19 protein-coding genes are annotated in these 22,456 nt (G+C 74.5%); 8 read left to right on the top strand and 11 right to left on the bottom strand.

The annotated features are described in order from the left end of the window. Positions 1-49: 49 nt before the first annotated feature. A complete protein-coding gene (locus tag ECOMGDLI_RS27790) occupies positions 50-2,134 on the top strand; it encodes an FAD-dependent oxidoreductase (protein ID WP_088320095.1) in 2,085 nt (694 codons plus the stop codon). Here ECOMGDLI_RS27790 and ECOMGDLI_RS27785 read toward each other — a convergent pair. Further along, on the bottom strand, positions 2,109-2,567 hold the full coding sequence (locus tag ECOMGDLI_RS27785; RefSeq protein ID WP_088320094.1) for an SRPBCC domain-containing protein: 459 nt from the start codon (positions 2,565-2,567) through the stop codon (positions 2,109-2,111). The genes ECOMGDLI_RS27790 and ECOMGDLI_RS27785 overlap by 26 nt on opposite strands. Before the next feature lie 67 nt (positions 2,568-2,634). Beyond that, positions 2,635-4,899: an aminotransferase class III-fold pyridoxal phosphate-dependent enzyme gene (locus ECOMGDLI_RS27780; RefSeq protein WP_088320093.1), complete on the bottom strand. Its 2,265-nt coding sequence runs from the start codon at positions 4,897-4,899 to the stop codon at positions 2,635-2,637. A 118-nt stretch (positions 4,900-5,017) separates the two neighbouring features. Between ECOMGDLI_RS27780 and ECOMGDLI_RS27775 the strand changes: the two genes are divergently transcribed. Next, entirely contained in the window at positions 5,018-6,280 is a 1,263-nt protein-coding gene (locus ECOMGDLI_RS27775; RefSeq protein ID WP_088320092.1) for a helix-turn-helix domain-containing protein, read from the top strand. 13 nt (positions 6,281-6,293) lie between these two features. Further along, the gene (locus ECOMGDLI_RS27770; RefSeq protein ID WP_088320091.1) at positions 6,294-6,845 is read left to right on the top strand and encodes an AAA family ATPase; all 552 of its coding nucleotides are present in this window, start codon (positions 6,294-6,296) and stop codon (positions 6,843-6,845) included. Between the two features lie 5 nt (positions 6,846-6,850). Here ECOMGDLI_RS27770 and ECOMGDLI_RS35560 read toward each other — a convergent pair whose 3' ends face one another. From ECOMGDLI_RS35560 to boxC, 7 genes are all read right to left on the bottom strand, one after another. Then, complete coding sequence (locus ECOMGDLI_RS35560) at positions 6,851-7,414, bottom strand: DUF6158 family protein (RefSeq protein ID WP_198955238.1); 564 nt, start codon at positions 7,412-7,414, stop codon at positions 6,851-6,853. Between the two features lie 37 nt (positions 7,415-7,451). Continuing rightward, on the bottom strand, positions 7,452-8,009 hold the full coding sequence (locus ECOMGDLI_RS27760) for a gamma carbonic anhydrase family protein (protein WP_088320090.1): 558 nt from the start codon (positions 8,007-8,009) through the stop codon (positions 7,452-7,454). Continuing rightward, positions 8,009-8,902, bottom strand: a complete 894-nt coding sequence (locus ECOMGDLI_RS27755) for an amidohydrolase family protein (protein WP_088320089.1) — start codon at positions 8,900-8,902, stop codon at positions 8,009-8,011. Before ECOMGDLI_RS27755 ends, ECOMGDLI_RS27760 begins: the two co-directional genes overlap by 1 nt. A gap of 4 nt (positions 8,903-8,906) precedes the next feature. Beyond that, positions 8,907-9,245 (bottom strand): ferredoxin, encoded by a 339-nt coding sequence (fdxA, locus tag ECOMGDLI_RS27750; RefSeq protein ID WP_088320088.1) that lies wholly within the window; start codon positions 9,243-9,245, stop codon positions 8,907-8,909. A gap of 66 nt (positions 9,246-9,311) precedes the next feature. Beyond that, the gene (locus ECOMGDLI_RS27745) at positions 9,312-10,352 is read right to left on the bottom strand and encodes an NAD(P)/FAD-dependent oxidoreductase (protein WP_088320087.1); all 1,041 of its coding nucleotides are present in this window, start codon (positions 10,350-10,352) and stop codon (positions 9,312-9,314) included. Beyond that, positions 10,352-12,001 (bottom strand): benzoate-CoA ligase family protein, encoded by a 1,650-nt coding sequence (locus tag ECOMGDLI_RS27740; protein WP_088320086.1) that lies wholly within the window; start codon positions 11,999-12,001, stop codon positions 10,352-10,354. The genes ECOMGDLI_RS27745 and ECOMGDLI_RS27740 overlap by 1 nt, the downstream gene beginning before the upstream one ends. Before the next feature lie 39 nt (positions 12,002-12,040). Then, positions 12,041-13,738: a 2,3-epoxybenzoyl-CoA dihydrolase gene (boxC, locus tag ECOMGDLI_RS27735; RefSeq protein ID WP_088320085.1), complete on the bottom strand. Its 1,698-nt coding sequence runs from the start codon at positions 13,736-13,738 to the stop codon at positions 12,041-12,043. A gap of 210 nt (positions 13,739-13,948) precedes the next feature. Between boxC and ECOMGDLI_RS27730 the strand changes: the two genes are divergently transcribed. Further along, on the top strand, positions 13,949-14,824 hold the full coding sequence (locus ECOMGDLI_RS27730) for a PaaX family transcriptional regulator C-terminal domain-containing protein (protein WP_088320084.1): 876 nt from the start codon (positions 13,949-13,951) through the stop codon (positions 14,822-14,824). 21 nt (positions 14,825-14,845) lie between these two features. On the opposite strand, the gene boxB is transcribed toward ECOMGDLI_RS27730, so the two are convergent. Both boxB and paaZ read right to left on the bottom strand, forming a co-directional pair. Beyond that, positions 14,846-16,330, bottom strand: a complete 1,485-nt coding sequence (gene boxB, locus ECOMGDLI_RS27725; protein WP_088320083.1) for a benzoyl-CoA 2,3-epoxidase subunit BoxB — start codon at positions 16,328-16,330, stop codon at positions 14,846-14,848. Positions 16,331-16,445: 115 nt separating this feature from the next. Next, positions 16,446-17,993, bottom strand: coding sequence for a phenylacetic acid degradation bifunctional protein PaaZ (gene paaZ / locus ECOMGDLI_RS27720; RefSeq protein WP_088320082.1), 1,548 nt, complete (start codon positions 17,991-17,993; stop codon positions 16,446-16,448). A gap of 223 nt (positions 17,994-18,216) precedes the next feature. Here paaZ and ECOMGDLI_RS27715 point away from each other — a divergent pair, with 223 nt between their 5' ends. From ECOMGDLI_RS27715 to ECOMGDLI_RS27700, 4 genes are all read left to right on the top strand, one after another. Then, complete coding sequence (locus ECOMGDLI_RS27715; protein ID WP_088320081.1) at positions 18,217-19,842, top strand: diguanylate cyclase; 1,626 nt, start codon at positions 18,217-18,219, stop codon at positions 19,840-19,842. A gap of 99 nt (positions 19,843-19,941) precedes the next feature. Next, entirely contained in the window at positions 19,942-21,117 is a 1,176-nt protein-coding gene (locus ECOMGDLI_RS27710; RefSeq protein WP_088320080.1) for an FtsX-like permease family protein, read from the top strand. Next, positions 21,114-21,701: an FtsX-like permease family protein gene (locus tag ECOMGDLI_RS27705; RefSeq protein WP_198955237.1), complete on the top strand. Its 588-nt coding sequence runs from the start codon at positions 21,114-21,116 to the stop codon at positions 21,699-21,701. Before ECOMGDLI_RS27710 ends, ECOMGDLI_RS27705 begins: the two co-directional genes overlap by 4 nt. A gap of 1 nt (position 21,702) precedes the next feature. Beyond that, positions 21,703-22,456, top strand: a 754-nt coding sequence (locus ECOMGDLI_RS27700) for an ABC transporter ATP-binding protein (RefSeq protein WP_143447987.1), incomplete at its 3' end; no start/stop codon positions are given.

Raw genomic sequence — 22,456 nt, 5'->3', positions numbered from 1 at the left:
TCGCACGCCGGTCCCGCGCTGTCACCGGTGCCGCTGCGAGCATGGCCCCATGACGACGCCGGAGCCCCCGACCGACCCGCGGTACGCCGTCCTCTTCGAGCCCGTCCGGATCGGGCCGCTCGTCACGAAGAACCGGTTCTTCCAGGTGCCGCACTGCAACGGCATGGGCTACCGGGACCCGAGCGCCCAGGCGGCGATGCGCCGGGTCAAGGCCGAGGGCGGCTGGGGCGTCGTGTGCACCGAGGAGGTCGAGATCCACCCGACGTCCGACGTCGCACCGTTCGTCGAGCTGCGCCTGTGGGACGACGAGGACGTGCCGGCACTGGCCCGGATCGCCGAGCAGATCCACGCCGGTGGCGCCCTCGCGGGCATCGAGCTGGCGCACAACGGGATGCACGCGGCGAACCTCTACAGCCGGGAGACCCCGCTCGGCCCGGCGCACCTGCCCGTGCAGTCGTACCACCCGGTCCAGGCCCGGGCGATGTCCCTCGCGGACGTCGCGGACCTGCGGCGCTGGCACCGCACCGCCGTCCGCCGGGCGATCGCCGCAGGCTACGACCTCGTCTACGTCTACGCGGGCCACGACCTCGCGGGGCTGCAGCACTTCCTGTCCCCGCGGTACAACCAGCGGACCGACGCCTACGGCGGCAGCCCGGGGAACCGGATGCGGCTGCTGCGCGAGGTGCTCGAGGACAGCGTCGAGGAGGCGGCCGGCCGGGCCGCGGTCGCCTGCCGGCTCACCGTCGACGAGCTCGCCGGGCCGGGCGGCCTCGGGCGGGCGGAGATCGAGGACGTCGTCGGCACGCTCGGCGAGCTGCCGGACCTCTGGGACTTCGTCGTCGGGGAGTGGGAGGACGACTCGAACACCTCCCGGTTCGGCCCCGAGGGCGAGCACGAGGACGCCGTCCGCGGCCTCAAGGCGCTGACGACCAAGCCCGTCGTCGGCGTCGGCCGGTTCACCTCGCCCGACCTCATGGTCCGGCAGGTGCGGGACGGCGTCCTCGACCTCGTCGGCGCGGCCCGGCCGTCCATCGCCGACCCGTTCCTGCCGGAGAAGATCCGTACGAACCGGCTGCACACGATCCGGGAGTGCATCGGCTGCAACGTGTGCGTCTCCGGGGACCACACGATGACCCCGATCCGCTGCACGCAGAACCCGACCATGGGCGAGGAGTACCGGCGCGGCTGGCACCCGGAGCGGCTGCGGCCCAAGGGGTCCGAGGGCCGGGTGCTCGTCGTCGGGGCCGGTCCGGCCGGCCTCGAGGCGGCCCGGGCGCTCGGCGTCCGCGGCTACGACGTCGTGCTCGCGGAGGCGACCCGTGAGCTCGGCGGCCGGGTCACGACCGAGTCCCGGCTGCCCGGGCTCGCCGCCTGGGGCCGGGTCCGCGACCACCGCACGCTGGCCCTGGCGGACCTGCGGTCCGTCGAGGTCTACCGGGAGAGCCGGATGACCGTCGACGACGCCCTCGAGGCCGGCTTCGACCACGTCGCGGTCGCGACCGGGGCCACCTGGCGGCGGGACGGCGTCGGCCGCCGGCACACGCACGCGATGCCGGTCGACCCCGGCACCGAGGTGCTCACCCCGGACGACCTCATGGCGGGCCGCCGCCCGGCCGGGCGCCGCGTCGTCGTCTTCGACGACGACCACTACTACCTCGGCGGCGTGCTCGCCGAGCTGCTCGGCGGCGAGGGGTACGAGGTGCACCTCGTCACCCCGTCGTCGCAGGTGTCGGCGTGGACGGCGAACACCCTCGAGCTCGCCAAGGTCCGGCGCCGGGTCGCCGCGGCGGGTGTGCACGTGCGCACGGACCGGGCCGTGACCGCCGTCCGGCCCGGGCACGTCGAGACCGGGTGCGTGTGGACCGGCGGCACCGAGGACCTCGCCGCGGACGCCGTCGTCCTCGTCACGGCGCGGCTGCCGACGGGGCAGGACCTGCTCGACGGCTTCGACCGGGCCGTGGCGGACGGCCACCTCCGCTCGGTGCGCGGCATCGGGGACGCCTGGGCCCCCGGCACCATCGCCATGGCGGTCTGGTCCGGCCGCCGGTACGCCGAGGAGCTCGACGCCGACCTGCCGCCGAACGACGTCGTGCCGTTCCGGCGGGAGGTCACCCGTCTGTCCGAGCACCCCTGACGTCGGAGCGCGCGGGCCGGTAGGACTCCGCGACACCCTTGAGCGCGGCGAGCAGCGCGGTCCAGGTACGCCGCGAACGGTCGGCCGTCGCCTCGTCCGCGTTGTGCTCCTGGGTCACCCGGACCCGGGTGCCGCCGTCGCCGACGTCCGACAGGTCGAACGTCAGCGTGTGCGGCACGCCGTCGGCGTCGGTGCCGCCGGAGTGCGACATCCGCAGGGTGCTCTCCGGCAGGTACTGCAGGATCCGGCCGTGGTCGGCGAAGGACCGGCCGTCGAACTCGCCGTGCCAGCTGATCTCGGCCTCCTCCACCCAGGTGCTCGTGACGGTGGCACCCATCCACTGCCTGATCCGCTCGGGGTCCGTCAACGTCCGCCAGACGGTGTGCCGGTCGGCGTCGACGTCGATCTGCGCGCGTGCGACGAGGTCGTCCATCCCGGGGGTGTACCCGTGGCCCGCCGGATGATGCACCCGCCCGCGAGATCGCGCAGACCGACCCGGCTCAGACGCCCTCGACCGTCGCCAGCACGCGGTCGAACCGCTCGAGCGCGTCGTCGATCACGGCGTCGGTGTCGGCCATCGAGGTGTACATCCGCGACCCGGCGAGCGTGATGATCCCGTTCGCCGCGTAGGCGGCACCCATCTGCTCCATGAGCCGCTTGCGGGCCTTGTTCTCCTTGAGGAGCTTGAGCGGGTTGTGCATGTCGAGGAGCATGACGCCGCTGCACTCGAGGTGGACGATCGAGCCCTGGTTGTAGGCGACGTACGGCAGCCCGTACCGGTCGACGATCCGCTGCAGGCCCTTCGTGAGCCGGTCCCCGGCCCGCCCGGCGATCACGGGCGCGTTGGTGCGGGCCATCTCCTCGATCGCGAAGTACCCGGCGGCGCAGGACAGCGGGTTCGCCGACAGGGTGCCGCCGACCTGGATGTGCGCCCCGCTCTTGCCGTCGAGCCCGGAGCCGAAGACCGCCATGACGTCGGACCGGCCGCCGACGCCGCCGGCCATCGGGTAGCCGCCGGAGACCGCCTTGCCGAGCACCGTGAGGTCGGGGGTCACCCCGAAGTAGCCCGCCGCACCGCCGAGCCCGAGCCGGAACCCCGTGACGACCTCGTCGAAGACGAGCAGCGCCCCGAACTCGTCGCACAGCTCGCGGACCTTCGCGTTGAAGTCGTGCGGCACGGGCCGGGTACCGGACTCCGGGCCGACCGGCTCGACGACGACCGCGGCGGTCCCGCCGCGCAGCCGGTTCTCGACGAGCTTGCGGCGCAGCGTGCCGAGGTCGTGCGGGAACGTCTCGCGGGTGCGGCTCGTGGCCCCGAACGGGATGCCCTTGGCGTTCATCCGGTAGCTGCCGGGCACCCGCAGGCCGTAGACCATCGTGTCCGACCAGCCGTGGTACGCGCCGCCCACCTTGACGACGGTCTTCTTGCCGGTGAACGCCCGGGCGGCCCGGACGGCGGCCATGACGGCCTCGGTGCCGGACCCGAGCGAGCGGTACATCTCGATGTGCGGCATGTACCGGTGGATCGACTCGGCGAGCTTCAGCTCGTACTCGTGGAACAGGCCCGTCACCGGCCCGGACGCACCGACGACCTCGGCGACCTTCTCGTTGACCGGCGCGTAGTTGCTGCCGAGGATCGTCGGGCCGCCGGCCTGGAGGAAGTCGATGTAGACGTTGCCGTCCCGGTCGACGAGGTGCGCCCCCTCGGCCTTCTCGACCGCGAGCGGGAACGGGTAGTTGAAGGCGAGGTTGTGCTGGACGCCGCCGGGGATCCGCTCCTTGGCCCGCTCGGTGAGCTCCTTGCTCGCCCGGCACTTGGTCTCGAACCACTCCAGGACGTCGAGCAGCGCGTCGTGCCGCAGGCCGCGGACCGGTTGGGAGACAAGGGCCTTGAGCCGGCGCATCGTGTCGTCGACGTCCGGGTAGTCGCTGATCGCGTACCCGAGCCGGGCGGCCTCGGCGCCGGGCTCGACCGCCTCGACGAGCCGTGGGGCCGGGACCGGCGCCGCCGCGACGGCGGCGGCGGCCGCGTCGGCGCTCGGCAGCGGCGCCTGCGCCGCGACCCGCACCGGCGGCACGGAGCGCTCGACCTGCGCCGCGATCCGCTTCTCGTCGCTGCGCAGCTTGGTGAACGCGATCTCCCGGATCGCGGCGGGGATCGTGTAGACCTTGCCGGCCTCGGTCGTGAGGGCGAGCAGGTAGGCGATGGACACCTTCTCCAGCAACGCCATGTTGAAGACGGCGCGGTCCGGGTCGGTGCCGAGCGCCACGATGCCGTGGTTGGCGATGATGAACGCGTTGTCGCCGCCGGCGACCTTCTTCTGGACGTTCTTCGCGAGGAACCCGGTACCCGCCGGGGCGTAGTCGATGATGGCGACCTCGCGGCCGAGGAAGCGCACCTGCTCGTCGGTAAGGGCCGGGATCGGACGGCGGAGCACCGCGAGCGCCGAGGCGTACGGCTGGTGGGTGTGGACGACCGCGTGGACGTCGGGGCGCTCGCGGTAGATGTTCGCGTGCATCCCGCACTCGATGGACGGCACGAGGCCGGCGTCCCCGGGGTCCGGCACGTGGGTGCCGGCGAAGTCGACGATGCAGACGTCCTCGACGCGCATCGCGGCGTAGTCGTAGTTGCTCGGGGTCACGGCGTAGAGCCGGTGCCCGGGGACGCGCACCGAGACGTTGCCCTCGGTGGCCTTGAGATACCCCCGTTCGAGCATGGTGCGGCACATGTCGACGACGTGCTGGCGCGAGGTGCGGTGCTCCACGGCGGACCTCCTGGCAGGTGGCGGCCTCTCCATCGTCACCCATCACGGGGTGAGAGTCTGCGCACCCGGGGCACCACAGTTCTCGCGCCGCCTTGTCACTGCGTGACAACATCTGCGTATGAGCCGCGCCGTGACCCCGACGCCGTGGGAGCGCCTGCCCGCCGACCTCGCCGGCGCCATGCGGCCCGACCTGCCCGCGACCGTCGAGGAGGTCGCCCGCGAGGTCGCGCAGGCCACGCCGGCGTTCGCCGCCGCCCGCAGCACCAAGCTCGAGCGCGACCTGCGCCGGGCCGTCGAGGTCGCGCTGGCGCGGTTCCTCGCCCTCGTCGGCACCGCGGAGCCGGCGGTCCCGGCGGACATCCGGGACGTCTTCACCGCCCTCGGGGCGGCCGAGGCCCGGGAGGACCGCGGCCCCGAGGCGCTCCTCGCGGCGTTCCGGACGGCGGCCGGCCTCACGCTGCGCTCGGCGGTCCGGGCGCTCGGCCAGGTCCGCCCGGTGAGCACGGACGAGCTGCTCGACCTCTCCGACGCGATCACGACCTACGTCGACGCGCTGGCGGCCGCGGCCACCGACGGCTTCGGGCTCCAGCTCCGTGAGCAGGCCGGCGAGGGGGACCGGGCCCGGCGCCGGCTCGCCGAGCTGCTCGTGCGCGGGAGCGCACCGGACGAGGTCGTCCGGGCCGCGGCCGCCGAGGCGGGCTGGCGCGGCCTGGACGTCGTCGTCCCCGTCGTCCTGCCGCCCGAGCAGGCCCGGGACGCCCGGTTCCGGTACGGCGCCGACGGGGTCGTCCTCGACCGCGAGCGCGACACCGTCGTGCTCCTGCGGTCGGGCCCGCGGGCGGCCCGGGCGGCACTCAGGACGGCGCTCGCCGGCCGGGGCGCGCTGGTCGGTCCGGCGCTGCCGTGGCCGCAGGTGCCGGAGGGGGTGCGGCTCGCGGTCCTCGCCGGGGAGGCGGCGCCGCCGGACGGCGCGGACCCGGTCTTCGCCGAGGACCACCTCGCCCTGCTCGCGCTGCGCGGCGAGCAGGGCGCCCTGGCCGTGCTCACCGCCCGGCGGCTCGCCCCGCTCGCCGCGCTGCGCGAGACCCAGCGCGAGCGGCTGCTCGCGACCCTGCACAGCTGGCTGCGGCACTGGGGCTCGCGGGCGGACGTCGCCGCCGAGCTGTTCGTCCACGCCCAGACCGTCAGCTACCGACTGCGCACCCTGCGGGACCTGCTCGGCGACGACCTCGACGACCCCACCGCCCGGTTCGAACTCCACCTCGTCCTCACCCACCACCTGACCGCCCGTGCTCACGGTGCGTACCGGAACCCGGGCGCCCAGACCCCGGGAGCGGTACCGAGCGCGAGCGTCGGCGGGACGGCGGGACCGCTGACCTGACACATTGGGCGGCATGGGTGAGCTGATCGTCGTGACGGGGCCGCCGGGGGCGGGCAAGTCGACGCTGGCCCCGCACCTCGCGGAGCGCCTCAACCCGTCGGTGCTCGTCCCCGGGGACTGGTTCCTCAGCCTGTGGCGGCGCGGCGCCGTCCCGCCGTGGCTGCCCGAGGCCGCCGCGCAGAACGAGATCGGCGCCGCGGCCGCGGCCCGCACCGTCGGGACGTTCGCCCGGGCCGACTGCACGGTCGTCTACGACGGGGTGGTCAGACCCAAGGAGCTGCCGCGCTGGCTGACGACGGCCGGCGACCCCGTGACCCACTACGTCGTGCTCCTGCCGCCCGCGGACCTCTGCGTCGAACGGGTCGTCCGCCGCAGCGGCCACGGCTTCACGAGCGAGGAGGCGACGCGCGCGATGCACGCGGACTTCGCGGCCGAGGGCCTCGAGCGGTACGTCGTCGAGGACGCCGAGGCGCCCGCCGAGGAGCTCGCGACCCGTCTGCTGGAGGCGATCGCGGCGGGCAACCACCGGGTCCCCGCTCCCGGCGATCCCGCACCGGAGGGCTGAGGGCGTCAGGACCGGGTGGCGAGCCACTCCCGGCCGGCGTCGGTGATCACCCGGTCGGCGCCGTCGGCGGCGAGCAGCGGCGGCTCGCTGCGGTAGAGCTGCGCGACGTCCGCCCGGGGCAGCCCGGCGCGGCGCGCGGCCTGGTGCAGCTCGAGCCGGTGCAGCCTGCCGCCCGGGGCGTCCGCCACCTCCGCGAGGAGCGCGGCGACGCCGGCAGAACCGCCCGGCAGGCCGGCCACCCCACCGGGTCCGGCCGTGGACCCGTTGCCCGGCAACGGGTCCGACTCCGCGAGCACGGACTCGATCTGGGTCACGAGGCCACGCAGCGCCGTCCGCAGGCGGGTCGCCTCGTCGACCTCCCCGCCGGCCTCGGCGCTGCCCTGCCAGGTGCGCTTGGGGTGCCGGCGCAGGTACTCCTTCTCGAGCTCGAGCATCCGCTCGGTGTGGTGCGCGAACTGCTCGGCGGTGCCGTGGAGGAAGACCCAGTTCCGGGTCGCGTGCGCGTGCGTGCCCTGCCGCTCGAGCTCCTCGTCGCTCAGCTCTCGGGCCGGGACCCCGGTGGGCTCCATCGCCGCTCCTTCTCCTCGGGTGCTTCGGGTGGGTCGGTCAGTCGGTCGGGTCGTCGGTGAGGCAGTCCTCGAGCCGGACGGCGCGCTGCGCCTTCGGGTAGTGCCGGGCGTTCTCGACGTAGATCCCGACGGCGTGGTCGACCCAGCGGTCGTGGTCCTCACCGGTGAGCGGGCGGATCCGGGCCGGCACCCCGAGGAGCATCGAGCCCGGCGGTGCCTGCAGGCCCTCGGGGACGACGGCCCCTGCGCCGACGACGGAACCGGCCCCGATCCGCACCCGGTTGAGCAGCGTCGACATCGAGCCGACGAGGCAGCGCGTCTCGACGACGCAGCCCTCGAGGTGGGCGTTGTGCCCGACGACGCAGTCCGCCGCGACGACGGTCGGCCAGTCGGGTGTCGTGTGCACGACGGTCCCGTCCTGCACCGAGGTGCGGGCACCGATCTCGATGAGCCCGTGGTCGCCGCGCAGCACGGCACCGGGCCAGACGGACGCCTCCGGACCGAGCGTCACGTCGCCGATGAGGACGGCGTCCGGGTGCACGTAGGCGGTCCGGGAGATCCGCGGTGTCACCCCGTCGTAGGCGTAGACCGGCATCAGACTCCTTCTCCTGCAACAGTTCCCGTACCGGTCTCCGGGTCGAGGCCGTGGTAGAGCCGCAGCGCGTTGCCGCCGAGCGCGAGCGCGACGGTCTCCTCGGCGAGCCCGAGCCCGGCGACGGCCCGCGCGTTCGCGGCGACACCCGGCACGCCCGGCCAGTCGGTGCCGAAGACGAAGCGACGGGCGAGCCGGGCGAGGTCGTGCCGCGCGTAGTAGGTCGGCAACCGCTTGGGCGGCAGCCCGGACAGCTCGATCCACACCGTCTCGTGGGAGAGCGCGAGGAAGGCCGCGGCGTCGTACCACCAGCCGCGGCCGCCGTGCGCCAGGACGACGTCGAGCGCCGGGAACTGCCGCAGCACCGGGTAGAGGTGCACCGGGTCGGCGAGCTCGTTCATCGAACCGGGGAACGAGGACGTCCCGCAGTGCACGACGAGCGGGACGCCGCGCTCCGCGAGCGCGGCGTACGCGGGGAACAGCGCGGCGTCGTCGAGCCGGAAGCCACCGTGCACGGGGTGCAGCTTGAGCGCCGCGGCACCGTGGTCGAGCTGGCGGGTGAGCTCGCGCGCGATCGGGAAGTGCAGGTGCGGGTTGACGTTCGCGACCGGCCGGAACCGGCGCGGGTTCGCCTCGACGAGGGGCAGGAGGTCGTCGAACTCCTGGTACCCGGTGGCTTTCGGGCTGTACTCGCAGAACAGCAGCGCGACGTCGACCCCCTCGGCGGCGAAGTGCGCGTCGAGCGCCGCCGGGCGCGGCCGGCCGTCGGCGTCCCAGACCTCCTCGACGACGCCGGGGCGGCCGAAGTCGCGCGCCCAGTCCTTCCACGCCGGCGCGAGCGAGCCGAGCACCGGCACGTGGACGTGGGCGTCGACGAGGACCCGACCGTCGAGCACGCGCTCAGCTCCCCGGGTGGTCGGCGACGAGCGGGGTGTCGACGCCGATCTCGCCGACCTTGCGGGCGCCGCCGGGCGCGCCGATCGGGGCGTCCCGGCCGGGGAGCACCTCGGTGAAGAACCGCCGGTTGTCCTCGACGAACTCCTTGTCCTCGTCGGGGACCCGGCGGTCCTGGGAGATGGCCTCGACCGGGCAGACCGGCTCGCAGGCCCCGCAGTCGATGCACTCCTTGGGGTTGATGTAGAGCTTGCGGTCCCCGACGTAGATGCAGTCCACCGGGCACTCCTCGACGCACGACTGGTCGCTGACGTCGATGCACTTCGAGGTGATGACGTAGGGCACGGCGGTCCTCTCACGAGCAGGGTTCTCGTCGAAACGTACCGGCGGGGCCGGGTCGTGCAGGTCGGGTCAGACGGGCACCGGCGCGGCAGCGGCGTCGCTGCTGTGACCGGGGAAGAGCGTGACCTCCGGGTCGAGGTGCACGGCCGCGTTGTTCACCGCGGTCGCGACCTCGCCGAACCCGACCGAGATGAGCCGGACCTTGCCCGGGTAGTCGGTGATGTCACCGGCCGCGTAGACGCCGGGCACGTTCGTGGCCATCCGGGTGTCGACGACGACGTGCCGGTTGTCGTGCAGGTCCAGGCCCCAGCCGCGCAGCGGCCCGAGGTCGGCGACGAAGCCGAGCGCCGCGACGACGCGTTGCGCGGGCAGGGTCAGGACGCCGTCCCGGGTCGTCACCTCGGCGGCGGCGACCCACCCGTCGGGGCCCGCCCGCAGGGCGGTCACCTGGGCGTCGACGAGCACGGTCGCGCCGCTCGCGTGGACGGCCTCGACGGTCGCCGCGTGCGCCCGGAACGCCTTGCGGCGGTGCACGAGCGTCACCGAGCGGGCCACGGGCAGGAGCGCGAGCGCCCAGTCGCACGCGCTGTCGCCACCGCCGACGACGACGACGTCCGCGCCGGCGTAGTCGGCGAAGGACGGCACGAAGTAGGCCAGACCGCGGCCGAGGAGGTCCTCCCCCGCCGGCAGCGGTCGCGGCGAGAAGGTCCCGATGCCCCCGGTGACGACGACCGTGCCGGTGCGCACCGTCGTCCCCGCCGAGGTCGTGACGACGAACCGGCCGGGTGCGTCGGGGTCGGGCGCGAGCCCCTGCGCCTCCTCGCCGAGCAGGTACGTCGGGTCGTACTGCCCGGCCTGCTCGACGAGCCCGGCCACGAGGTCGCGGCCGAGGACCCGCGGGAAGCCGCCGACGTCGTAGATCGGCTTCTCCGGGTACATCGCGGTGACCTGGCCGCCGGGCTCGGGGAGGCTGTCGACGACGGCGACCCGCAGCCCGCGGACCCCCGCGTAGTAAGCGCCGTACAGGCCGACCGGGCCGGCCCCGACGAGGAGCAGGTCGACCTCGAGGCCGCGGGCGCCGCGCCCGCCCGCCACGCGCTCGGCGACCATCAGACGGATGCCGCGGACGGCGCGGTGTCGCGCGCATGGAGCGGGTCCTGCTCGACGACGAGCGCCCGCACCTTGAACCGCTGCAGCTTGCCGGTCGCGGTGCGCGGCAGGGTGTCGGCGACGAGGACGGCGCGCGGGGCCTTGAAGTGCGCGAGCCCCTCGCGGCAGAAGGCGACGAGGTCGTCGCCCGTCGTGGTCCCGCCGGGCCGCAGGACGACGGCGGCGACGGGCCGCTCGAGACCGTCGTGGTCGACCCCGCCGACCACCGCGGCCTCGACGACGTCCGGGTGCTCGAGGAGCCGGGCCTCGACCTCGCCCGGGGAGACCCAGATCCCGCCGGCCTTGATCATGTCGTTGGACCGGCCGAGGCAGGTGAACCGGCCGTCCTCGTCCTCGACGTACGTGTCGCCGGTCGCGAGCCAGCGGCCCTGGAAGACCGAGCGGGTGGTCGCCGTCCGGCACCAGTAGCCGGTCGCGATCGACTCCCCGCTGACGAAGAGCATGCCGGGGGTGCCGACCGGGGCGCGCGCGCCGTCCTCGGCGCGGACCTCGACCTCGTACCCCGGCACCGGCCGCCCGCTCGTGCCCGGCCCGATGTCCCCGGGGGCGTTGGAGAGGAAGATGTGCAGCGCCTCGGTCGACCCGAGCCCGTCGAGGATGTCCACCCCGAAGCGGGCGGTCCAGCGCTGCTGCAGGGCGGCGGGCAGCGCCTCGCCGGCCGAGGTCGCGATCCGGACGCCCGCGAGCGTGTCGGCGGGCAGGTCGGCGGCGAGCATCCCGGCGAAGAACGCGGGGACGGCGTAGAAGACCGTCGGCCGGTCCGCCTCCGCGCGCTCGGCGACGGTGCCCGGCGTCGGGCGCCGGGGCTCGAGGATCGCCATGGCGCCGACCGACAGCGGGAAGAAGAGCGAGTTGCCGATGCCGTAGGCGAAGAACAGCTTCGCGACGGACAGGCACCGGTCGTCGCGACGGATCCCGAGGACCCGGGCGCCGTAGGTCTCGCACACATGCCTGATGTTCGCGTGCCGGTGCATCGCCGCCTTGGGGACGCCCGTCGTCCCGGACGTGTAGAGCCACAGCGCGCCCGCGTCGTCCCCGGCCGGCACCACCGGCGCACCGCCCGGGACGGCCTCGTCGCCGGCGGCCAGCGCGTCGTCCCAGTCGACGACGCTCACCCCGGGGGGCACCTCGGGCGCGGGACCGCCGGTGACCACGAGGTGGGTCACGGCGTCGGTCGCGGGCAGCGCCGCGGCCACGGCCGCGGCGAAGCCGGGCGACGCGACGACGACCCGGGCCCGGGAGTCGGCGAGCAGCGGACCGAGGTCGGCCGTCGTGAGCATCGTGTTCACGGGCACCGCGACCAGGCCCGCGCGCATCGCCCCGAGGATCCCCGCGGCGAGCTCCACGGTGTCCGCCATGAGGAAGAGCACCCGCTCCTCGCGCCGGGCGCCGAGGGCGGTGAACGCCGCCGCCACCCGCGCGGTGAGCGCCGCGAGCGCCGCGTACGTCGTGTCCGCGCCCTCGCAGCGCAGGGCGACGCGGGCGCCGTCCCCGGCCGTGACGTGCCGGTCGACGAGGTACGCCGCCGCGTTGAAGGTGGGGCCTGCGTCGAACGGAGGTCGGGGGGTGGACGTCGTCGTCCCGGCCATGGTGGTCCGCCTCTCGCGCTGAAGGGGGGTGGGGTGGGGTCAGACGCGGAACTGGTCGAACTCGGCGCGCAGGCCGGAACCGTAGCGCCGCAGCGCCCCCTCGGGGCCGGAGGCGTTGGGCCGCAGGAAGATCCAGTTCTGCCAGGCGGTGAGCCGGCCGAAGATCTTCGTCTCGATCGTCTCCGGGCCGACGAACCGGTGGTTGGCCTCCATGCCCGTGAGGGCGTCGGGGCTCAGGGCGGCGCGCTCCTCGAGCGCGATCCGGATCTCGTCCGCCCAGTCGATGTCGTCCGGGGTCATCGTCGCGAGCCCGAGCGCCGCGGCCGCCGCGGCGTCCAGCCGCTCCCCGCTGCGCGCGAGCACCGCCGCCAGCGCCCGGTCGTCCCCGTAGAACCGGGACTGCAGACGGGTCAGCCCGTTCCCCATGGGGAACAGCCCCGCGTTGGCCGCGCCGACGACGAGGACGGCGGGCTCGGCGTCCGGGTCGACGTCCTCGAAGACGCCGTCGAGCATGTACTGCCGGTCGGCCGCGAGCGCGAGCTCGAGGAGGCTGCCGGCGAAGGCGCTGCCGGGCTCGACGAGGGCGACGAGGCTGCGGCTCGTGACGTCGAGCCGCTTGAACGTCCGCTTGAGGTAGTGCCGGACCTCGTTGACGAACCAGTCGTCGGCCAGCGCGATGAGCTGGTCGTCGTGGGCGAGCACGAGGTCGGCGTCGCCGACGGTCCGCAGGACCCAGGTGCCGAGCGCCGGTTCGTTGGTCCGCAGCCGCAGGACGAGGTCGTCGAGGGCCCGCGCGACGGCCAGGGGCCAGTAGTCGACGCCCAGCGCGTGGACCCCCGCGGCGTCCGCGGGAGGCGCCTGCGTCGGGGCCTGCACGGTGATCTCGACGCGGCGCCCGGCCCGGTCGAGGACGGCGGCCACGTGCGGGTAGCGGATCTCGTCGCCGTCGACGACCCGGGCCAGCGGCGTGAGCGGCACCCCCGTCGCGTCCTGCGGCCGGGACGAGCGGGCGACCGCGGCCTGCGCCCGCGCGCCGACCTCCTCGGCGAAGCGGGCCCGCGGCACGCTCGCGTCGACGAGGCCCCACTCGACCGCGGTGCGGCCCTTGATCCCGTCGCTCTTCGTCGCGAAGACGTCGGCCCGGTCCCGCCGGACGTGCCGCTTGTCGACGACCCGCGTCAGACCGCCGGTGCCGGGCAGGACGCCGAGCAGCGGCACCTCGGGCAGCGACACCGCGGACGACCCGTCGTCGACGAGGACGATCTCGTCGCACGCGAGCGCGAGCTCGTAGCCGCCGCCGGCCGCCGTCCCGTTGAGCGCCGCGACGTACGTCTGGCCGGAGCTCGCCGTGGCGTCCTCCATGCCGTTGCGGGTCTCGTTGGTGAACTTGCAGAAGTTCACCTTCCACGCGTGCGAGGACTGCGCGAGCATCCTGATGTTGGCCCCGGCGCAGAACATCCGGTCCAGCCCGCCCGTGACGACGACGGCGGCGACCTGGGGATGCTCGAAGCGCAGCCGCTGCACGGCGTCGTAGAGCTCGATGTCCACGCCGAGGTCGTAGGAGTTCATCTTCAGCTCGTAGCCCGGGACGAGCCCACCCTCGGGGTCGACGGCGAGGGTCAGGGTCGCGACCCTGCCGTCGACCGACAGGCGCCAGTGCCGGTACCGCTCCGGCGAGGTGTCGAAGGAGACCTCGACCCCGTTGTCGGCGACGGCGTGGTCTGCGACGGCTGTCATGGCTGCCCTTCCGGCCGTGGGACGAACGTCCCTAGGTTCTACGTTGGTACTGAGTAACGTCAAGAGTTTGTAGCATTTCGATGCGGACCCGGCCCGGGGCCGGCGGGGGGCACGTCGCAGGTCGGGCGCCCGGGGCACGTCCTAGAGTGGTCCCGGCCCTGAGCCGTACCGCACCGTGCGCCCCGCGCGCACCCGTCCGCAAGGAGCACGATGTCCGCCGCGGCGCCCCTGGAGCCCGACGCAGGCTGGGACGAGGTCCCCTCCGCGCGGCGGCGGAGCCTGGGCGGCCCGAGCGCGCGCGGCCTGCTCCTGACGATCCTCGGCGAGTTCGTCCTGCCGCGCTCCGGGCCGGTGTGGACGGCCGCGTTCGTCGAGGCCCTCGCGGCGGTCGGCGTCGAGGAGAAGGCCGCCCGGCAGGCCCTGGCCCGGACGGCCGCCGAAGGGCTCGTCACCCCGTCCCGGGTGGGGCGGCGCACCCGCTGGGACCTCACCCCCGAGGGGCGCGACCTGCTCGAGGACGGCGCGCGCCGGATCTACGGCTTCCTCCGCGAGCAGCGCCGCTGGGACGGCCGCTGGCTCGTCCTGGCGGTCACCGTGCCCGAGACCCAGCGTGCCCTGCGGCACAAGCTCCGCACCCGGCTCACCTGGGCCGGGATGGGTTCGCCCGCACCGGGGCTGTGGGTCGTGCCGTACGCCGACCGCGGCCCCGAGGTGGCGCGGATCGTCGAGGACCTGGGCATCGCGTCGAGCGCGATGTCGTGGGTCGGCGAGTCGGGCGCGATCGGTCGGCCCGAGGACGTCGTCGCCGCCGCCTGGACGTCGCTGGGCGAGATCGAGGCCGCCTACGGCGACTTCGTCGACGGCTTCGAGGACCGGCGGGCGGACGGCGCGGAGGCGGCCTTCGTCGCCCAGGTCGGGCTCGTCCAGGCCTGGCGCCGCTTCCCGTTCCTCGACCCGGCCCTGCCGATGGAGCTGCTCGACCACGACTGGCCCGGCGTGCGGGCGGCGACGGTGTTCCACCGCTGCCACGAGCGCTGGCACCGCCGCGCCCAGGCGCACTGGGAGTCCCTCGGCGCGGACGGCTGACACCGGCGGTCGCCGGGCGGCTCAGGACGCGTTGTCCTGCTTCCAGAAGCGGACGTAGTCGAACTCGACGCCCATCTCGTTGATGCCCTGCGACGGCGGGGCGATCCAGCCGGCGAAGGCGCCCTGCTCGTACGTCGGCTGCATGAGGGCCGCGACGTCGGCGCGGTCCTGCGCGCTCGGGAGCCAGGAGTCGACCTTCGCGGCCCAGGTCGCGTCGTCGAGGATCTCGCCCTCCGGCGAGACGTGCACGGCCGAGTAGGCGCCGACCTTCCGGTTGAAGCCCTCGTGCGGCAGCGTGAGCCGGTGCGGGAGGCCGGCCTCCTCGAGCGCCTGGTTCCAGCGCCGGACGCCGTTCTCGCAGTCCGCGCGGTACTCGTCGCGAAGGTCGAGGTTGAGCGCGTTGAGCAGCGGCACCGTCTCGGTGACGAACCGGCCGTCGACGACCTTCGTCATCTCCCGGGTCGCCCCGAGCAGGACGTGGTCGTCCTTGCGGCGGGTCTCCGCCCAGCGCCCCTTGATGCCGGCGGTGTAGTACGTCGCGGCGTTGCTCGACAGCTCCGAGCCGAACAGGTCCATCGAGACCGAGAACTGGAAGTTCAGGTACTTCTGGATCGTCGACAGCGGGATCGCCCCGTACGGGAGGACGTCCTCGGTGTCGTGCTCGACCATGACCTGCGCCGTCCGCTCGACGGTGCGCTGCACGCCCGTCGTGCCGACGAACATGTGGTGCGCCTCCTCCTTGAGCATGAACTCGCAGGTCCGCGCCAGCGGGTCGAAGCCGCTCTCCTTGAGGGTGCCGAGCTGGTACTTGCCGTCCCGGTCGGTGAAGTAGGTGAACATGAAGAACTGCAGCCAGTCCGTCGTGTCCTCGTTGAAGGCACCGAGGATCCGCGGGTTGTCGAAGTCACCGCTGTTGCGCTTGAGCAGCTCCTCGGCCTCCTCCCGGCCCTCCCGGCCGAAGTGCGCCTGCAGGAGGTAGACCATCGCCCAGAGGTGGCGGCCCTCCTCCACGTTGACCTGGAAGAGGTTGCGCAGGTCGTACAGGCTCGGCGCCGTGGCCCCGAGGTGCCGCTGCTGCTCGACCGAGGCCGGCTCGGTGTCGCCCTGGACGACGATGAGCCGCTGCAGCTCGGCGCGGTACTCGCCGGGCACCGTCTGCCAGGCCTTCTCGCCCTTGTGCCTGCCGAAGTTCACGCTGCGGTCGGGGTCGCCCTCCGCGAGGAAGATGCCCCAGCGGTACTCGTGCATGGGGACGAAGTCGTAGACCGCCCAGCCGTCCCGGCCGACCGCGACCGCGGTCCGCAGGTAGACGTCCTTCGTCGGCAGCGCCGGCCCGAGGTTCTTCCACCAGTCGAGGAACTTCGGCTGCCAGCTCTCGAGGGCGCGCTGGAGGCGCCGGTCCGTGGACAGCTGGACGTTGTTCGGGATCCGCTCGCTGTAGTCGATGCGGCTCACCGGGCCGGTGGGCTCGGGGGCGCTGCCGATCCGGTCGTCGGTCGTCGTCATGGCGGTGGTTCCTCCTCGGGTGGACCGTGGGTCGGGCCGCGTTCCATGATTTCGTTCTACACGCAAGTAGACCTACGTCAGGAGTCTGTAGCACGTTTCGGGCGGACGCAAGACCTCAGCCGTCCGCGAGCAGCGCGAGGACCCGTGGCGAGCCCTGGACCGCCGTCCGCTGCAGGTGGTGGGCCACGGCCCGCAGACCGCCCTCCTCCTCGCCTCCCCCGGCCCGGCCGGGCCCGCCGTGGACGAGCTGCGGCATCGGGGTGCCGTGCCCGGTGCTCTCGCCGGCGCAGTCGGCGTCGAGCACGAGCACCCGGCCGTGGTGCGCGGCGGCCCCGAGGACGACGGCCCGCACGACGGCGTCGTCCGCGCTGACGAGGGACGCGACGAGCGACCCGCCGCCGCGGGCGAGCAACTCGACGGCGTGCGGCACGTCCCGGTAGCCGACGACGGTCGCCACCGGCCCGAAGGCCTCGACCTCGTGCGGCGCCGCGGCCTGCGCGTCGTCCGCCCGGAGCAGGGTCGGCGCGACGAACGCCCCGCGCCGCGGGTCGGCGCCGACGGCCAGCTCCGGAGGGCCGCCGCCGGTGAGCACCGGACCGGCGACGCGGAGCCGTTCGATGCCGTCGAGGACGGCGGCCCGCTGGTCGGGGCCGGCGAGCGCACCCATCGTCACGCCGTCCGCCCCGGGCGCCCCGACGACGACCTGCCGGAGCCGGTCGACGAGCGCGTCGCAGACCGGGCCGACGAGATCCTGCGGCACGAGCACCCGGCGGATCGCCGTGCACCGCTGACCGGCCTTGCACGTGAGCTCGGCGACGACCGCGTCGGCGTACAGGTCGAGCTCCGGCGAGCCGGGAGCGACGTCCGGGCCGAGCACGCTCGCGTTGAGCGAGTCCGCCTCGGCGTTGAACCGCGCCGACCGGTGGGTCACGGCGGGATGGGCGCGCAGCAGCGCGGCGGTCTGCGCGGAACCGGTGAACGACACGAGGTCCTGGCCGCCGAGCTCGTCGAGCACCCCGGAGACGGAGCCGCAGACGAGCTGGAGCGCACCGTCCGGCAGCAGTCCGGACTCCACGAGGATCCGGACGGCGTGCTCCGCGACGTACGCCGTCGGCGTCGCCGGCTTCACGATCGTCGGGACGCCGGCGACCAGGGCCGGGGCGAGCTTCTCGACCATGCCCCACACCGGGAAGTTGAACGCGTTGACCTGGAGCGCGACCCCGGTCAGCGGCGTGAGCAGGTGCCGGCCGGCGAACGAGCCGCCGCGACCCAGCGGCTCGACGTCACCCTCGGCCCAGACGTTGCCCTCGGGCAGCGCCGTGGCCTTGGCGGCGAAGACGAGCGCCGTGCCGATCGCGCCGTCGACGTCGACGCTCGCGTCGGCGGCCGTCGCGCCCGTGCGCGCCGACAGCTCGACGAGCTCCGCACGGCGGGCCCTGAGCGCCAGCGCGAGCTCCTTGACGAGCGCGCCGCGGGCCCGGAACCCGCTCGCACGCAGCGCCGGGCCGCCGGTCCCGCGCGCGAAGGCGACGACTCCGGGGGCGTCGAGCCCCGCGCTCGACACGCTCGCGACCGGCTCGCCGGTCACGGCGTCGACGACGACGCGCGAGGCGTCCGGCGAGGACCACCAGCGGCCCTCGGTCCAGCTCTCGACAGTACGCACGACGGTCCCTCTCGACGGGTGGACGGGCCGGGACGGGCGGCGGTCAGTCTACGGCTCACTGTCGTGTCGTCAATGTTCTGTAGCAGGATTCGACCCTCCCCGCCGCTCGGGGGCTCCGCGTAGGCTCTGGGCACGGACCGACCCGCTCAACCCTGCCCGCCGCAGTGTCGACATCCGTGGGGCGGGGACGGTCCCGCCGGAGGGACGGAGGGCGGTACCAGGCATGACGTTTCTGTCGGGCGACCTGCCCGCGGACCACCTCGCGGCGCGGATCGCCGTGTACGAGGCACTCGAGCACGTCCAGTCGCTGCCCGACCCGGTCGACCACACCCGCCGGTTCGAGCGCTGGGCCCGGCAGGCGGCCGAGGCCGGCTGGCCCGACGTCCGCGTGCAGGTGCTGCACAACCTCCTCGTCAACGACCTGCTCGCCGGCGCCCCGCACGAGGCGCTGCGGACCCGTGCCGATGCCCTGCTCGCCGCCGCGTACGACACCGGCGACGAGGTGTTCGTGGCCCGGGCCCTCAGCGGCCGGCTCTCCTACCTCGGCATCTCGGACCCGGACTCGCTCGGCGAGGACCGGCCGAGCGACCTCGCGCGGGCCGTGGCGATGCTCGACGACGTCTTCGAGAGCGACCCGGCGGACCTCGGCTGGCGGGCCGCCGAGCTCGCCGCGAGCTACAACGAGTGCGGCCAGTCGTACCACTGCCTCGCGCTCTGGGAGCTCGAGGAGGAGATGTACTCCCGGGCCGTGGACTCGTTCGACCTCGTCCGGGACGACGCGATCCGCCCGGTGCTCGCCTTCACCCGCCGGGTCGTCGTGGTCAACCGGGTCGAGGCCGCCGCGGCCATGGCCTGCGGGCTGCTCGACGTCGGGCGGGCCGAGCAGGCCCGGGTGGTCGCGTCGGCCCGCTACCGCCCGCGCGCCGAGGAGCTGGCCGACCTCCAGCCGACCTGGCGCACCGATCTGCGGGCCGTCGAGCGGCTCCTCGACGCGCTCGCCGCGGGCCCGGACGGCGACCCGTCGCTGCGCGGCGTGCCCGAGGACCTCTGGGAGGCGCTCGTCGACAGCACCTGGCAGGGCTACCGCGGCTGCCTGCTCCTCGCCGCCGCCGTGAGCGCGCACCTGGCCGGTGACGACGTCGAGGCCGCGAGCTACGCCGAGCGCTCCATCGAGTACTTCGACGTCTACAAGCCGTCGTTCCGCACCCTGGCGTACCACCTCGCCTCGCTCGCGGACGGCGACTCCCCGGCGGCCCGCTGGGCCGGTCACCTCAGCGAGCTGCGCTGGGAGTCCCGGCTCCAGGTGCTCGCCGCGGCCCGCGCCCGGCTCGCCGCCGAGCGGGTGGTCCGCCACGGCGACCGGCTGCGCCGGCAGGCGCTCGTCGACGAGCTCACCGGGGTCGCGAACCGGCACGCGTTCACCCAGCGGCTGCCCGGTCTGCGCACCCTCGGACCGGGCCGGCGGCTCGGGGTCGTCCTGCTCGACGTCGACGAGTTCAAGGCCGTCAACGACGTCCACGGGCACGCGGTCGGGGACGAGGTGCTGCGCGTCCTCGGACGGATGCTCGGCGACTCGATCCGCCCGAGCGACCTCGCCGTCCGCCTCGGCGGCGACGAGTTCGCCCTCTTCCTCGTCTCGGACGGCGACCGGCGCCTGGGCACCCGGGTCGAGCGGCTCGTCGAGGAGATCCGCGCGCACGACTGGGACCGGCTGGCCCCGGGCCTGCGGGTCACCGTGAGCGCCGGGCAGGCCGTCGGCGAGGCCGCCACCGTCGACACCCTCATGCGGGTCGCCGACGAGCACCTGTACCGGGCCAAGGCGGAGGGGCGCGACCGGATCAGCGCCTAGCGCGTGTGAGATCTTGGAAACCTGGGACGTAGGTCCCGACACGCGGACTTCACACCCGTCGCCCTTCCGGCGAAACGTACGCGGCGAACCATCGAACACATGGCCACCGTGTTGGATCACCCAGCACCGACCGCGGCGAGCGTCGTCGACGCGAGCGGCACGGCGCGGGGCGGCGGCAGCCGGCTCCTGCGCTTCGCCCTCGCGAACGTTCGTCGCCGACCGGAGCGGTTCGTCCTGTCCACCGCCGGGATCGCGCTCGCCGTGATGGCCGTGATCGTCGTCCGGACGATCGCCGCCGGCTACGCGACGGTCGGGGCCGACTCGCTGAGCGAGGTGCTCGGCTCCGACCCGCTGTGGGTCGTCGGCGCCGAGGGCGTCCGCTTCGACCCCGACCTCGACGTGTTGCTGCCCAACGGATCCGCACCCGCGCTCACGGTCCCCGCGGGCTGGACGGCGCACCGCCAGTCGGTCGGCGTGTGGGCCGCACCGGGCGGCGAGGTGGCGCTCGTCGGCCGTGACGACGTCGCGGCGGGCGCCGCCGTCGTCAGCCCGGCGGCGGCCGACCTGCTCGGCGTCGCCCCCGGCGCCCGGCTGCGCGTCGGCGCCGCCGACCTCACCGTCGCCACGGGCGGCACCGGCACGAGCGTCACCGTCCCGGTCGACGTCGCGCGCACCGTCGTCGGCGACCGCGGCTGGTGGACGGTCACGCCGTCCGCCGCCGACACGGGGCGGCGCGACCTCGGCGCCGTCCTGTCGCAGGCCTCCGGCATCCCCTCGACGACCGACGCGTCACGGACCCCGTCCGGCCGCCCGCTCGCCTACGACACCGTGGGCGGCGGCACCAGCCTGGCGACCTTCCAGCAGGCCTACTCGGCGATCTTCGCGAGCAAGGTGACGAGCTCGACGCTCGGTCTGGTCTCCGTCGTCGGCCTCGTCCTCGGCTTCGTCATCGCGGTCTCGAGCTTCCTCGCGGCCGTCCAGGAGCGCCGCCGCGAGTTCGGCATCATGTCGAGCATCGGCCTGGCCGACGAGGTCCTCTACTTCTTCCTCGTCGAGTCCGCGCTCGTCTTCGTCGCGGCCTACGCGACCGGGGCGCTCGCGGCGCTGGCCGCGACGACGCTCGTCGTGCCCGACGTGACGACGCTCGGGGGCTGGGCCCAGGCGGCGGGCATCGTCGCGGCGTACCTGCCGGCGATGGCGATCGTCGGTGCGCTCGTCCCGGTGCACCGGCTGCTCCAGCAGCGCCCGGTCGACCTGCTGCGGGACGACGCGTGACGGGCCCGCTGTCGCCGGCCCTGCGCAAGGGCCTCGCCTACGGCTGGCTGTCGACGCGCCGGCGGGCGGGACAGCTCGTGCTGCCCGTCGTCACGACGGCGACGGGTGCGTTCCTCCTCGTCCAGGTGCTCACGCTCACCGACAGCGTGCGCCGGCAGTCCGCGGCGCTCGGTGACACCGAGCAGCTCGTACGGGCCACGACGCTCATCGCCGTCGTCGTCCTGCTCGTCGGCGTCGTCGAGGTGGCCGTCTCGACGACCCGGACGGTCGTCCACCGGACGCGCGAGATCGGCGTCCTCGGTGCGACCGGGGTGCCCCGCGGCCCGGTCGTCGGGGCGCTGCTCGTCGAGCCGCTCGTCGCGGCCGTCGCCGGCGCCGCGATCGGCGGCCTCGTCGCCGTCGTCGGGACCGGCGCCGCGAACCTCGCGGGGCTCGTCTCCGCGGACGTACGCCCCGCCCCCGCCCTGGCGGCCCTCGCCCTCGCCGTCGGCACGTCCGCCGTCGCGGCCCTCGTCACGAGCGCCGGACCGGCCTACCGGGCCGCGTCCCGACCCCCCGCCCTGTCCCTCACCAGTGGAGGCTGAGATGACGATCGCACCCGACCGCACGGACGCGCCCGCCCCGACGACACCCGCCGGGCCGGTGCTCGAGGTCCGCGACGTGTGGAAGCTGCACAAGCTCGGCGACGAGGTCGTCAAGGCGCTCGTCGCGGCCGACCTCACGGTGACCCAGGGCGAGTTCGCCTGTCTCATGGGCCCCAGCGGCAGTGGGAAGTCCACACTGCTCAACATCATCGGCGGCCTCGACCGGCCGACGAAGGGCACCGTGAGCATCGAGGGCCAGGACACCGGGGCCCTGACGGAGAGCCAGTTCGCGTCCCTGCGGCACGACACGATCGGCTTCATCTTCCAGAGCTACAACCTCATCCCGTTCCTGTCGGCCGTCGAGAACGTCGAGCTCCCGCTCATGTTCGAGCCGTACGACCGGGCGTCCCTGCGCCGGCGCGCCGTCGACCTGCTCGAGATGGTCGGGCTCGGGCACCGGTTGCACCACCACCCGACGAAGATGTCCGGCGGCGAGCAGCAGCGCACCGCGATCGCCCGCGCGCTCGTCGGCAACCCGCGGCTCATCCTCGCCGACGAGCCGACCGCCAACCTCGACGCCCGCACCGGGAAGGTCGTCGTCGGCATGCTCCGGGACCTGTGCTCCACCCTCGGCGTCACCGTCGTCGCCTCGACGCACGACCCGACGGTCGCCGACGAGGCGAGCCGCGTCGTCCGGATGCAGGACGGCCGGATCGTCGACGACCCCGGGCCCGCACCAGCACCCTCCGGTTCCG

The sequence above is a fragment of the Kineosporia sp. R_H_3 genome (assembly GCF_002198675.1).
In the GTDB taxonomy this organism is placed as follows: domain Bacteria; phylum Actinomycetota; class Actinomycetes; order Actinomycetales; family Kineosporiaceae; genus R-H-3.
This window is presented reverse-complemented; position numbering and strand designations above follow the sequence as displayed.